This window comes from Rhodococcus sp. NPDC059969 (assembly GCF_042738325.1).
Lineage (GTDB): Bacteria > Actinomycetota > Actinomycetes > Mycobacteriales > Mycobacteriaceae > Rhodococcus_F.
In genome coordinates this window covers 338,858-352,090 of sequence record NZ_JBHWUF010000004.1, presented here as the reverse complement: position 1 = coordinate 352,090, position 13,233 = coordinate 338,858, and the positions used below count along the sequence as shown (strand labels likewise).

Annotated in this window: 13 protein-coding genes and 1 riboswitch; of the genes, 9 read left to right on the top strand and 4 right to left on the bottom strand. The window is 62.5% G+C overall.

Annotation, left to right across the window (positions count from 1 at the left end; translation table 11 throughout):
• Positions 1-108: 108 nt before the first annotated feature.
• Positions 109-249, bottom strand: a riboswitch (SAM riboswitch).
• A gap of 305 nt (positions 250-554) precedes the next feature.
• The 7 genes from ACFWAD_RS15440 to yhjD all read left to right on the top strand — a co-directional run bounded on the left by ACFWAD_RS15440 (position 555) and on the right by yhjD (position 7,185).
• On the top strand, positions 555-1,778 hold the full coding sequence (locus tag ACFWAD_RS15440) for an NADP-dependent isocitrate dehydrogenase (RefSeq protein WP_378447725.1): 1,224 nt from the start codon (positions 555-557) through the stop codon (positions 1,776-1,778).
• Between the two features lie 130 nt (positions 1,779-1,908).
• Positions 1,909-3,117, top strand: a complete 1,209-nt coding sequence (locus tag ACFWAD_RS15435) for an MFS transporter (RefSeq protein ID WP_378447724.1) — start codon at positions 1,909-1,911, stop codon at positions 3,115-3,117.
• A gap of 36 nt (positions 3,118-3,153) precedes the next feature.
• Positions 3,154-3,999: an exodeoxyribonuclease III gene (locus tag ACFWAD_RS15430; RefSeq protein ID WP_378545164.1), complete on the top strand. Its 846-nt coding sequence runs from the start codon at positions 3,154-3,156 to the stop codon at positions 3,997-3,999.
• 8 nt (positions 4,000-4,007) lie between these two features.
• On the top strand, positions 4,008-4,544 hold the full coding sequence (locus tag ACFWAD_RS15425; protein ID WP_378545161.1) for a ribonuclease domain-containing protein: 537 nt from the start codon (positions 4,008-4,010) through the stop codon (positions 4,542-4,544).
• Entirely contained in the window at positions 4,544-5,038 is a 495-nt protein-coding gene (locus tag ACFWAD_RS15420) for a barstar family protein (RefSeq protein ID WP_378545158.1), read from the top strand. Before ACFWAD_RS15425 ends, ACFWAD_RS15420 begins: the two co-directional genes overlap by 1 nt.
• Before the next feature lie 26 nt (positions 5,039-5,064).
• On the top strand, positions 5,065-6,099 hold the full coding sequence (gene trpS / locus ACFWAD_RS15415) for a tryptophan--tRNA ligase (protein WP_378545155.1): 1,035 nt from the start codon (positions 5,065-5,067) through the stop codon (positions 6,097-6,099).
• Positions 6,100-6,150: 51 nt separating this feature from the next.
• Complete coding sequence (gene yhjD / locus ACFWAD_RS15410; RefSeq protein WP_378545152.1) at positions 6,151-7,185, top strand: inner membrane protein YhjD; 1,035 nt, start codon at positions 6,151-6,153, stop codon at positions 7,183-7,185.
• On the opposite strand, the gene ACFWAD_RS15405 is transcribed toward yhjD, so the two are convergent.
• Complete coding sequence (locus ACFWAD_RS15405) at positions 7,182-8,492, bottom strand: D-alanyl-D-alanine carboxypeptidase family protein (RefSeq protein ID WP_378545149.1); 1,311 nt, start codon at positions 8,490-8,492, stop codon at positions 7,182-7,184. The two genes, yhjD and ACFWAD_RS15405, sit on opposite strands and share 4 nt — an antisense overlap.
• A 103-nt stretch (positions 8,493-8,595) precedes the next feature.
• Here ACFWAD_RS15405 and ACFWAD_RS15400 point away from each other — a divergent pair, with 103 nt between their 5' ends.
• Positions 8,596-8,994: a hypothetical protein gene (locus ACFWAD_RS15400; RefSeq protein WP_378545146.1), complete on the top strand. Its 399-nt coding sequence runs from the start codon at positions 8,596-8,598 to the stop codon at positions 8,992-8,994.
• A gap of 120 nt (positions 8,995-9,114) precedes the next feature.
• Positions 9,115-9,687, top strand: coding sequence for a dihydrofolate reductase family protein (locus tag ACFWAD_RS15395; protein WP_378545143.1), 573 nt, complete (start codon positions 9,115-9,117; stop codon positions 9,685-9,687).
• A 62-nt stretch (positions 9,688-9,749) separates the two neighbouring features.
• On the opposite strand, the gene ACFWAD_RS15390 is transcribed toward ACFWAD_RS15395, so the two are convergent.
• The 3 genes from ACFWAD_RS15390 to ACFWAD_RS15380 are packed head-to-tail and all read right to left on the bottom strand — an operon-like array spanning position 9,750 to position 13,208.
• Positions 9,750-11,255 carry a CoA-acylating methylmalonate-semialdehyde dehydrogenase gene (locus ACFWAD_RS15390; RefSeq protein WP_378545140.1) on the bottom strand — a complete coding sequence of 502 codons (1,506 nt, stop codon included), beginning with the start codon at positions 11,253-11,255 and terminating at the stop codon, positions 9,750-9,752.
• A 24-nt stretch (positions 11,256-11,279) separates the two neighbouring features.
• Positions 11,280-12,164 (bottom strand): sugar phosphate isomerase/epimerase family protein, encoded by an 885-nt coding sequence (locus ACFWAD_RS15385; protein ID WP_378545137.1) that lies wholly within the window; start codon positions 12,162-12,164, stop codon positions 11,280-11,282.
• Positions 12,165-12,167: 3 nt separating this feature from the next.
• The gene (locus ACFWAD_RS15380) at positions 12,168-13,208 is read right to left on the bottom strand and encodes a Gfo/Idh/MocA family protein (protein ID WP_378545134.1); all 1,041 of its coding nucleotides are present in this window, start codon (positions 13,206-13,208) and stop codon (positions 12,168-12,170) included.
• Between the last annotated feature and the right edge of the window lie 25 nt (positions 13,209-13,233).

Genomic DNA, 13,233 nt, shown 5'->3' with positions numbered 1-13,233 from the left:
CGGACGGGGGCGAATGATCGCCGCCCCGTGCTGGGGTCTATCTACAAGTGCGACACATACTGAAATACCTCCGTGGGGCTCGGCCCGGTCTGGGGTCCGTCCCTGTCGGACCCGCGCTTGTCACCCGAATTGCGGTGGAACTGCGCGAGCAGATCCACGTCGGGAAACCTGGTCATCACCCGGGGCACCCCACCGCGGTTGGAGGGTTGCCGTCCAGCGAGCCGGGGCTTGACGCTGGCACTCATGACCAAGTCGGATTCTACCGGGAAGTGAGCGCAGTCCTGACACGGGGCGAAATGTGAGCCGCAACCGCACGCGCGGCAGAGCGACGTAGCCCACTAGCAGGCAAAAGTTACTCGTGAGTAGAGACCGGTGAGTGGACCTGCCGGTTGCGGCCTCACGGGTTAGCAGTACGCTTGTCTTGTTTGGGACTCATCTCCCGAGATCAGTCCACACCGTCTAGGTTTGATAATCGAACCGTTCGCGGACCCACTCACAAAGTGTGACCGCAACCGTGTAACCAGGGAAACTTCCTAGGAGGACGCGAAGCACCCATGTCCAAAATCAAGGTTGAGGGCACCGTCGTCGAACTCGACGGCGATGAGATGACGCGCATTATCTGGCAGTTCATCAAAGACAAGTTGATCCATCCGTATCTCGATGTGAACCTCGAGTACTACGACCTCGGTATCGAGTACCGCGACGAGACCGACGACCAGGTCACCATCGACGCAGCGCACGCGATCCAGAAGCACGGCGTCGGCGTCAAATGCGCCACGATCACGCCGGACGAGGCACGTGTCGAGGAATTCGGTCTCAAGAAGATGTGGCGTTCCCCGAACGGAACGATCCGCAACATTCTCGGCGGCACGATCTTCCGCGCACCGATCATCATCTCCAACGTTCCGCGACTCGTTCCGGGCTGGACCAAGCCGATCATCATCGGCCGTCACGCATTCGGCGACCAGTACCGCGCCACAGACTTCAAGGTCCCCGGCCCCGGCAAGGTGATGATCACCTACACGCCCGAGGACGGCAGCGCACCGATCGAGCACGAACTGGTCAACTTCCCCGAGAACGGCGGCATCGTTCAGGGGCAGTACAACTTCAACGATTCCATCCGTGACTTCGCTCGCGCGTCGCTCACCTATGGTCTGCAGCAGAACTACCCGGTGTACCTGTCCACCAAGAACACCATTCTCAAGGCGTACGACGGTGCCTTCAAGGACATCTTCCAGCACATCTACGAGACCGAGTTCAAGGCTGAGTTCGATGCCGCAGGTCTGACCTACGAGCACCGCCTCATCGACGACATGGTCGCTTCCGCACTCAAGTGGGAGGGCGGCTACGTCTGGGCATGCAAGAACTACGACGGTGACGTCCAGTCCGACACCGTGGCCCAGGGCTTCGGCTCGCTCGGCCTCATGACGTCGGTTCTGCTCACGCCGGACGGACGGACCTGTGAGGCAGAGGCTGCTCACGGCACCGTGACGCGTCACTACCGTCAGCACCAGCAGGGCAAGCCCACCTCGACCAACCCGATCGCGTCCATCTTCGCGTGGACCCGTGGGCTCGAGCACCGTGGCAAGCTCGACAGCACCCCTGAGGTCATCGGCTTCGCGCAGGCGCTCGAAGACGTTGTCATCAAGACCGTCGAAAGCGGCCAGATGACCAAGGACCTCTCGATGCTGGTCGGCGGCGATCAGGGCTACCTGACCACCGAGGAGTTCCTCGGCGCACTCGACGTGAACCTGCAGAAGGCCATGGCCGCGAAGTAGATTCACCGCTTCACCTTTCGAATGGGACGTCCGGGAAACCGGGCGTCCCATTTGTGTTCGCGGTCTCACGTGAGTGAACTCACCCGCTCTCACTTGGAAGTTCAACCAGGTGTGAGATCACAATTGATCAGTGACTTCGTCTACCCTCTCCCGTTCTGACGCCTCGACACCCGGGGTTCGTTCCACCAGAGGTCCGGCGATGCTCGCTCTCGCCCTCGGCGGTTTCGGTATCGGCACCACCGAGTTCGTCGCCATGGGATTGCTCCCGGAAATGGCATCCGGGCTCGGCGTCTCGGAACCCATCGCAGGTCACGTGATCTCCGCGTACGCGCTCGGGGTTGTCGTCGGCGCTCCGCTGATCGCTGCTCTCACCGCACGGGTACCGCGCCGCACACTGTTGATCGCGCTCATGGTCGCCTTCACCGTCGGCAATGCCGCCTCGGTTTTCGCTCCCTCGTACACGACGCTGATGATGGCTCGCTTCGTCGCCGGATTGCCGCACGGCGCGTACTTCGGAGTCGCCGCGTTGGTCGCAGCTCACCTGGCCGAACCGGGAAAACGCGCCAAGGCCGTGGCGATGGTCATGATGGGTCTTTCCGTGGCCAACGTGATCGGGGTACCGGTCGCCGCCTGGATCGGTCAGGCACTCGGCTGGCGCAGCGCCTTCGCTTTGGTCGCCGTGATCGGGGTGGCAACCGTTGCTTCGCTGTTCGTCTGGATTCCGCGTTTGGACGGCATGCCGGTGACGAATCCGATCACCGAACTCGGAGCGCTGGGCCGCGTCCAGGTGTGGATGACGCTGATCGTGGGCATGGTCGGGTTCGGCGGCATGTTTGCCGTCTACACCTACATCAGTACGACGCTCACCGACGTGTCCGGGCTCGGCGCTTCGTTCATTCCCCTGGCACTCATGCTCTACGGACTGGGCATGGTGGCCGGTAACTTCGTCGGCGGATACCTCGCGGATCGTGCCCTGATGAAGGGCCTGTTCTTGTCGATGGGATCCCTCGTGGTGATCCTCGCGGTCTTCGTGATCGCTGTGCGCAATCCCTACACGGCACTGATCTTCGTCTTCCTCATCGGCCTCGCGGGGTCCTCGATGGTTCCAGGTCTGCAGACACGGCTGATGGACGTCGCCGAGGACGCTCAGACCCTGGCTGCGTCTCTCAATCACGCCGCGCTGAACATCGCCAACGCCTTCGGAGCGTGGATCGGCGGCGTCGTGATCGCGGCCGGTTACGGGTACACGGCGCCGGCGGCAGTGGGGTCTTTGCTGGCGGTCGCGGGTCTTGCCGTGCTGGCGATTGCAGTGATTCTGCAGCGTAGGGCCGTGCGCTGACCTGGGCGCCGATCCGCGTCGGTGGAATCGGCTACGGTGCTTGCCGTGCCACAAACTGCTGACTCCCACATTCTTGCTCCCCACACCATCACGTCCGTGAACGTCAACGGCGTTCGAGCAGCGGCCCGCAAGGGCATGCTCGATTGGCTGGAGAAGACGTCGGCGTATTTCATCTGCCTTCAGGAAACGCGTGCGTCGGACGATCAGCTTCGTGAGACCCTCGAGCCAGCGCTCGGCAACGGATGGTTCCTGGTCTCGGCCGAGCCGTCCGCGAAGGGACGCAACGGAGTCGCGGTGCTCTCACGCACCGAACCCGACGCGGTGCGGATCGGTCACGGAGACGACGAATTTCTCGAAGCCGGTCGATACATCGAAGCCGACTTCGCGGATCTGACCGTCGCGAGCCTGTACCTGCCGTCCGGTGAGGCGCTCACACCGAAGCAGGAGGAGAAGGAACGGTTCATGGCGTCCTTCGCAGTTCACCTCGCCTCCACCGCCGGAGCGGCCGAGTCGGCCGATCGCCACGTGGTGGTCAGCGGCGATTGGAACATCGCACACACCGAACTCGACCTCAAGAACTGGAAGACCAACAAGAAGTCTTCGGGATTCCTCCCGGAGGAGCGCGCGTGGATGGACCTTCTGTTCGCCGACGATTCCGCGTGGGTGGACGTCTTCCGCACCCTTCACCCTGGTGTCGATGGTCCTTACTCGTGGTGGTCGTACCGCGGCAAGGCATTCGACAACGACTCGGGGTGGCGTATCGATTACCAGGTTGCCACCCGCGGCTACGCCGAGCGGGCCAAGGTTGCCCTCGTGGAACGCGCTGAGTCCTACGACCTCCGTTGGTCGGACCACGCACCTGTCACCGTCTCGTACCGGTAGGAACGCGCATGCCTGAAGGTCTGAAGATGCCGAGCGCAAAAATGCGCAACGCCATCATCACCGTCATCGTTGCCGTGGTGGCGCTGGTGCTGGCGGTGACGCTTTCTTCACGCGACTCCGACAGTTCGGCGTCGTCGGTCACCAAGTCCTCGAGCGTTCAGTCCTCGAGTGTTCAAGCCAAGCCTGGCGCCACCACCAAGGCTGCGCCGTCGAGTTCTGCGCCGTCGAGTTCCGCTGCCAAGTCAACGCAGCAGGCAAACAGCGATGCGCCGGCGCGAGTTCTCGCCACGCTCGTGGAGATCGACGCCGGGAGGTGGCCCGATTCCGCCAACGCGCCGGGAACCAAGGGCGGCATCACCTTCCGCAACAGCGAGGGGCGTCTGCCCGCTGTCGGGGCGGGTGGTGGACGTGTCGTCTATCAGGAATGGGACGTCAACGCGAAGAAGAACGGCCAAGGCCGCGACGCCGAGCGAATCGTCACCGGCAACGACGGTTCGGCCTGGTACACCCTCGATCACTACGACACGTTTGTGAGGATTCGCTGATGTCCGATTCGTCTACGGTCAGCGTGGCGCAGTGGCTGGATCCGTCTTCGGATGTCGCTTCGGTGGCGCTGCAGGGCGACCCGGCCGTTGCAGATGATCTTGCACGTGAACTCCGTGGCGAGAATTTTGTCGTTCGGGTGGTTCGTGGCGAGAACATGCGGACTACGTCGCAGGTCTTCGACGAGTTCGCGGCGGCCTTCCAGTTTCCGTCCCACTTCGGGCGAAACAAGGATGCTTTCGACGACGTCATGCGAGATCTGGACGACGTACTCGGATTGGGCGCCGGATATGTAGTTGTGATCCGAGGTGCGGGTTCTCTACTGTCCGAGCAACAGGATCAGTTGGAGTGGTTCCGCGAAACGATGGACTTCTACACCGAAGAATGGGAACCCGTCGTTTTCCGGACCGTCTACCAGGTCTGTGAAGACGACCTGAGCGCCCCCGGTGAAGACCTCGTCGAACTCGACTACCCGGGCACCACGCCACCGCACTGATTTCCACTCGTGAAAAGATCGGAACCATGTCGACCCCTGCAGAACAGAAGCCCACCGCAAAGCCTCGCGTGCTTTCCGGAATCCAGCCGACGTCGGATTCTTTCCACCTCGGCAACTACCTGGGTGCGCTGCAGCAGTGGGTTCCGTTGCAGGACGATTTCGACGCGTTCTACTTCATTCCGGATCTTCACGCCATCACGGTGACGCAGGACCCGAAGGAACTGCGTCGTCGCACCAAGGTTGCGGTGGCTCAACTTCTGGCGCTGGGTATCGATCCCGATCGGGCGACGCTGTTCGTGCAGAGTCAGGTTCCCGAGCACGCGCAGTTGGCGTGGGTCCTGAATTGCATCACCGGTTTCGGTGAAGCCAGCCGTATGACGCAGTTCAAGGACAAGTCCGCCAAGCAAGGCAGCGACAACGCCAGTGTCGGTTTGTTCACGTATCCGGTTCTGATGGCCGCGGACATCCTCCTGTACCGCCCGCAGCGAGTCCCGGTGGGTGAGGATCAGCGCCAGCACCTCGAACTCGCACGCGATCTGGCCGGCCGGTTCAACACCCGCTACGGCAAGGCGTTTGTCGTTCCCGAGCCGCAGATCATCAAGGGCACGGCAAAGATCTACGACCTGCAGGATCCGACCGCCAAGATGAGCAAGTCCGCTGCCAGTGCGGCCGGACTGATCAATCTGCTCGACGATCCGAAGGTGTCGGCGAAGAAGATCAAGTCGGCCGTCACCGACAACGAGCGCGAGATTCGCTTCGACCCGCAGGCCAAGCCGGGCGTCAGCAACCTACTCACCATTCAGTCGGCTCTCTCCGGAGTACCGATCGAGACTCTGGTGGCCGGTTACGAAGGCAAGGGGTACGGCGACCTCAAAACCGATACCGCTGATGTCCTGACCGAGTTCGTCACCCCGCTCAAAGCGAAGGTGGACGGTTACCTCGCAGACGAGGCGGAGCTGGATCGCATCATCGCGGCCGGAGCGCACCGCGCCCGAGAGGTGTCTTCACGCACACTCGCCGCTGTCTATGACAAGGTCGGATTCCTGGCACCGAAGGGCTGACCGACGCGAATTCGGACTCACGACGCCTGACCGAACATGAGGGGGACGGCAATGGCTGACACGGACGACGACGCACCCAGCTTTCTCGAGAAGCAACGGGCAGCGCGACCTTGGCTCGATCATCTGGTTCGCGCTGCTGGACGGTTCCAAGAGCAAAAAGGCGACTACTACGCTGCGGGAATCACGTACTTCAGCGTTCTGGCACTGATTCCGATCATGATGGTCGCGTTTGCCGTGGCTGGTTTCGTATTGGCCGGGCATCCCGAGTACCTGGAGTCGATTCAGGAGCAGATCACCAAGAGCATTCCTGGCAGCTTGGGTGACACCATCAACACGCTGATTGATTCGGCTATCGATTCGCGCGCCAGCGTCGGAATCTTCGGTCTCCTGGGTGCCGCGTACGCGGGTCTGGGTTGGATGGCAAACGTTCGCGACGCGCTGACGGCCATGTGGGAGAGCAAGCGCGAGCCGAAGGGTTTCGTGCGTACCAAACTCGGTGACGCAGGGGCACTTATCGGTCTGGCCCTCGCCATGGTCGTCTCGCTCGGAATGTCGGCGCTGAGCAGCGGGCCGGTAGCCACTCAGATCGTGAAGTGGCTCAACCTCGAGAACATCACCGGTGTCGGTGTGGGGCTCAGAGTCGTTTCACTGTTGCTCTCACTCCTGGCGACGTGGGCGGTCTTCCTGTGGGTGATCGCCCGGCTACCGCGCGAGCCTGTCACGCTGCGCAGCGCCGCGCAGGCAGCGCTCATCGCCGCGGTTGTGTTCGAGATCTTCAAGCAGGTGGGTGCGATCTACCTCGCTGCCGTCACCGGTGGCCCCGCGGGTGTGGCATTCGGCCCGATCATCGGTTTGCTCGTGTTCGTGTTCACGGCGTCGAGGATGCTGCTTTTCTGCACGGCGTGGGCGGCGACGACAAAGGAAAGCATGGCCCTGGCGTTCGTTCCGCCGCCAGATCCGGCCGTGATCTCGCCGCGAATCGTTGTCAGTGACGGGGCTTCACCGTCTCGCGTGGCTGCGTTGATCGCCACGGGTGCGGTTGCCGGCCTGGGTCTTTCGGGCTTCCTGCGTCGTCGGCCGCGCTAGCGCCTACGACGGTTGAGGGCAACGGCTCCCGCCACCAGCGCGATCACCACTACTCCACCGACCGCGCCGATGAGGATGCGGTCCGTGGTGTCCGACTCGCTGTCGGTGGCGGTGGGTGCTGCCGAGATCGAGCCTGGTGCAGCGGCAGACGGTGTGCGGGTGACGTCGGGCGTGGCGTCTTCGGTCGATCGGTCCGTCAACGAGCCGACGGTTGTGCTCGCGGGGAGTGCATATCCGTAGTCGAGTAGACGGGCGGCTTGCTCCCACGGACGGATCGGCTTGGCTTCGCCGCCCATCAATGTCACCAGTAGTTTCCGGCCGTTACGCTCCGCGGCACCCACGTACGTGTGGCGCGCGTCGTCGGTGAAGCCGGTCTTGCCGCCCAATGCACCGTCGTAGTTGTAGAGCAACTGATTGTCGTTCGCGAGAGTGAATCCGGGCCGGTCCTGATCGTCGGGAATTGTCGGGTCCTTGGGGAAGCCGGGGAACTCGACGGTCTCGGTATGGATCAGACTGGCGAAGGTTGGGTTCTGCAGTGCGGTATGGAATATCACGGACAGGTCGTACGGTGAGCTGCTCATCCCCGGGCCGTCGAGTCCGGACGGAGTTGCCGTGCGGGTATCGAGGGCGCCGAGGTCGGCGGCGAGGGCATTCATCTTCGACACGGCTGCAGCGTCACCGCCGAGTTGACGGGCAAGAGCGTGCGCTGCATCGTTCCCCGACGCCATGACCAGACCTTGCATCAGCTGTCGGTTGGTGTACTTACCGCCCTTGCCGATGCCGACGGCACTACCTTCAGCGTCTGCGTCCTCGGCCGTTGCGGTGATTTCGGTGTCGAGATCGAGTTCGTCAAGCGCGACGAGAGCCAACAGCATCTTGATGGTGCTGGCCGGTCGGTAGCGACCGTGCGGATCTTTTGCGGCGAGGACCTCGCCGGTTTCAGCATCCGCGAGTACCCATCCGGATGCCGCGATGTCGGCCGGGAGCGGGGCAGCGCCGTCTGGGAGCACAACACCACACTCGCCGAGCTTGTCTCCACCGACGGGGCTTTCCGGAATCGGGACAGCAGTCGGGACCGTGGATCCGGGCGCGGGAGCTTCGGAGAGATCGATCGCCGGTGCCGGGCTACTCGTGAAGGGGCAGCTGTCGGTGTTGGGTGTTGTGAACGGCGCCTCGGTGGTGGTCGGCGGCGGCGGGGCCGGTTGGGCGCCGGCGATTCCCGAGCTACCTACGACACCGGAAAACGCAATGCTCCCTGAGAGCACTGTTCCGGCCACTGCCACTGCACACTTTCGACGCCACATCATCGATATACGAGGGTATGCGAACCAGAGTGAACGTCCGAATCGCCACGCAAGCGCGGGGACCGAAAACAGACGATTCGGTTTGTGCATCGGTCATAGTGGACGGATGGACCTCGCAGGCATACGTGGACGCCGGACGCTCGCGGCAATGACGCTCGTCGGAGCATTGGCTGCTGCCGTCGGATGTTCCGGCGATTCGGAACCGTCGGCCGAGAGCCAAATCTCTGCCGTCGTCGGTCAGAGTTTCGAATTCATGGCCGAAAGGGACTGGGAGGCAGTGGACAGCACTCAATGCAGTTCGATGCGCAGCGAGAGTCCGCGGGTCGAAGAGTCGCCGTTCGACGACGCACTTGCCAGTCTGAGACTGGACGGTGTTGAGAACATCGTGGTGAACGGGGATTCGGCGACCGCCAACACTCGCCATTACAGCACCGAGGAACCGTCCGCGATGATGCGCGAGGACATCACATTGATCAAGGAGAATGGCGCCTGGGTTGTGTGCTGACGTCTTCGGATGCTGACGTTGCCGATTGCCGTCGATGAGTTCCCCGACCACGCAGAGTCTGTAACAGTGGGGTAGTCGACTACTCGAATGGCGCACGCGCACTGACGACAGGGGATCGGTATGGGCAAGATCGTGGTGACAGAATTCGTGTCTTTGGACATGGTGATGGAAGCGCCCGGTGGTGAACCGGGTTATGCGCACACTGGATGGGTCTTTCCATACCAGGAGGGCGATCAGATGAAGTTCAAACTCGACGAAACCCTCGCCGCGGACGTGCTTCTACTCGGTCGGCGGACCTACGAGAGTTTTGCCGGTGCCTGGCCCGAGCGGGAGGACGACCAAGGCTTCGCGGACAAGATGAACGAGATGCCCAAGTACGTCGTCACGAGTTCGACCGAGCCGCTCGAATGGAACAACTCGACGGTGCTCACCGGTCCTATCGAGGAGTCCGTCCCGAAGCTCGAGGAGCAGGTCGACGGCGAGATTCTGGTGGCGGGAAGTCGGACGCTCGTCCACGCGTTGCTGTCGGCGGGTCTGGTCGACGAGCTGCGCCTGATGGTCTTCCCGGTCATTCTCGGGTCCGGCGGGAGGGTCTTCCCCGAATCGGCCGACAAGATCGTCCTCGAGTTGAAGGACGATCGTCGATACGAATCCGGAGTTCAGGTACTGACGTACCACCCCACCGTCGCGTAGCCCTGTCGAAAACATCTGTGGCCGAGCCTCTTCGAGAGTCTCGGCCACAAATGTCTTGCCGGCTAGCTATTCTCGGGGAAGCCGAGGTTGATACCGCCGTGGCTGGGGTCGAGCCAGCGACTGGTGACGGCCTTGCCGCGCGTGAAGAAATGAACACCTTCGGTCCCGTGGGCGTGGGTGTCGCCGAAGAGGCTGTTCTTCCAGCCGCCGAAGCTGTAGTAGGCCATGGGAACCGGGATGGGGACGTTGATGCCGATCATGCCGACCTCCACCTCGTTCTGGAAGCGTCGGGCAGCGCCGCCGTCGTTGGTGAAGATGGCGGTGCCGTTTCCGTACGGATTGTTGTTGATCAGTTCGAGGGCTTGGTCGTAGGTGTCGACACGCACGACGGACAGGACAGGTCCGAAGATTTCGTCCGTGTAGATCGACATGTCGGTGGTGACGTGGTCGATGAGGGTGGGCCCGAGCCAGAAGCCGTCAGCTCCACCATCGGCCTGAACTGTGCGTCCGTCGACCACGATGGTGGCGCCGTCCTTCTCACCTGCATCGACGTAGGAGGCGACCTTGTCGCGGTGGGCCTGGGTGACAAGCGGACCCATGTCGGAGTTCTTGGTGCCGTCGCCGGTGACGAGGGGAGTGGTGCGTTCGACGATCTTGGCCACGAGTTCATCTGCAATGTCGCCGACCGCTACGAGGGCGGAGATTGCCATGCAGCGTTCGCCGGCGGAACCGAATCCCGCGTTGACCATTGCGTCGGCGGCGAGGTCGAGGTCTGCGTCCGGTAGAACGATCGCGTGATTCTTGGCGCCGCCGAGTGCTTGGACGCGTTTGCCGTTGGCGGTGCCGGTGGCATAGACGTACTGGGCGATAGGGGTGGAACCGACAAACGAAATCGCTTTGACTGCTTTGTTTTCCAGGAGCTCGTCCACGGCGAGTTTGTCACCTTGGAGGACGTTGAAGACGCCGGGAGGCAGACCGGCTTCGGCCCAGAGTTCGGCGAGCCAGATAGCGGCGGTGGGGTCCTTCTCCGAGGGCTTGAGAATCACGGTGTTCCCGGCGGCGATGGCGACCGGGAAGAACCACATGGGGACCATCGCGGGAAAGTTGAAGGGGGAGATGATGCCGACGGGGCCGAGGGGTTGGCGGATGGAGTAGACGTCGACCTTGGTCGAGGCGTTCTCGGTGTATCCGCCTTTGAGGAGATGCGGTATTCCGCAAGCGAATTCGACCACTTCCTGCCCGCGGCTGATTTCGCCGAGGGCGTCGGAGAGAACCTTGCCGTGCTCGGCTGTGATGATCTCGGCGAGTTCACCTTTGCGAGCATTGAGGAGTTCGCGAAAGCTGAACAGTATCTGTGTGCGCCGGGCCAATGAGGTGTCACGCCAGGCGGGGAAGGCTGCGGCAGCCGCGTCGATGACGGTGCGGGCGTCCTCGAGGTTCGCCAGGGCCAGTCGGCCGGTGATCTGTCCGGTGGCGGGGTTGGTGACGGGGGCGGTGTCCTCGGACGTTCCGGCGAACGGCTTGCCGTCCAACCAGTGCGCGATGACACGAGTATCAGTGCTGGTCATGGTATTTCCTAGTGGTCTGGTGACTCAGGAGTTCGGGGAGGTGTACTTGGCGACGTAGTCGTTCATCGTCTCGCGCTGGTATCGGGAAACCTCGTGCGCGTTTTCGTTCTCGGCGAAGACGCTCGACACCATCACGGTGTTCTCACGTTCGTAGAAGCCGAGTTTTCCCAGGCCTCCGAAGAATTCGTCCCAGTTGACGTCTCCGTCACCGATCTTGAGATGTTGATGCACTCGAACGGCGTTGCCTGGCGGGTTGGTGATGTAGCGCAGTCCGTGGGAACGGTGATGGTCCATGGTGTCCGCCACATGAACGAGTCGGACCATGTCGCCGGCGGCCTCCATGATAGCGGGAAGGTTCCCACCCATATGGAATTGGTGGCACGCCACGATCACCATGCCGAGGTTCTTGGAGTTCACGCCGCGGATCGTGCGGATCGCGGCAAGTCCGTCTTCGACAAAATCGTCCGGGTGTGGATCGATCAGGACGTCGATTCCCTCGCGCTCGATGATCGGAACCAGTTCCTCCATCGAACGATAGAACGCACGCTCGGACTCTTCGGCTTTTTCGGGGCGGCCGGAGAATTCGGTGTTCATGACGTTGACGCCGAGGTCGACGGTGATCTGGATGGCCCGTTTCCAGTACCGCACTGCTGCTTCGCGGGCGTCCTCGTCCGGGCCGGACCAGCGAAGGACCGGTAGCACCGAAGCGATGCCGACTCCCGCACTCGCGCAAGCCTTCCGGAATTTGGCAACGAGTGCGTCGTCAGCTTTCGGGTGATTGAAGAACGGGATCATGTCGACGTGTGGTGTGAGTTGCAGGTACTCGTACCCGAGATCGGCAACAACCCGAGGAAGCTGGAGCAGTGAGTAATCGTGGTGGAACGGTGTGGGATCGAGTGCGACCTTCATCGTTTACGCTCCGGCTACCGAGGTTCGCGGAACCATGTCGACAACGACGCGCTGACCCGACTCCAGAGACTTCACACCGGCGGCGCAGACCGCGGCCGCGGCGTAGCCGTCCCAGGCGCCGGGGCCGTCGATGTAGTGACCGGTGTCGGCGCCGGTCTTGACGGCCTTGATCCAGCGGGCAAACTCGGTGTCGTACGCCTGCCCGAAGCGTTCGCGGAATCCTGGGGTGATCTGCCCACCCCAGTTGCCGGGCTTGCTCTTTCGGATCAGTCCGACGTCGAGTCCGATCATCGCGCTGCCGAGTTCGCCGACAACCTCGGTGCGCACCTCGTAGGCGACGCCGGTGGTGACAAAAACCTCGGCGTCGACGTGCCTACCGGATTCGGTCTCGAAGATCGCGATCTGCGGGTCCTGAATACCCGCGGGAGCCAGCGAATTCGCGGCCGGTCGGATGATCTGGACGGAGGTGATTTCTTCGTCGAGCAGAAAACGTGTCACGTCGACCTCGTGGACGAGTGAGTCCTTGACGATCATCGCGCTGTCGAAACCCTTCGGAACCGCAGGATTACGATGCACACAGTGCACCACGAGCGGGCGACCGAGATCGCCACTGTCGATCAAATCCTTGAGCTGGGTGTATTCGTGGTCGAATCGCCGCATGAAGCCGACCTGGATCAGCTTCTTGCCCAGCGCTGCTTCGGCTTTCACGATCGCGAGCGAACTGTCCACGTCGGTGGTCAGCGGCTTTTCGCAGAGAACAGGCTTGCCCGCTTCGAGGCAGGCAAGAACCTGCTTCTCGTGGGTCGGGCCCGGGGTTGCGAGAACAACGGCGTCGACGTCTTCGGCTGCGATGGCATCGAACGGGTCGACGACGACGCGCGACCCTGGCGTCAGTGCTGCGATTTCCTCGGCGCGGGCCAGCGAGTAGTCGTTGACGACGGTGACGCGGGCACCGCCGATCTTGTTGGTGATGCGGTCGACGTGATCGGCCCCCATGATGCCGACGCCGAGCACTGCGATCCGGAGATCCTGGTTGTCAGACATGCGGTGGTACTCCTCGATTGTGTTG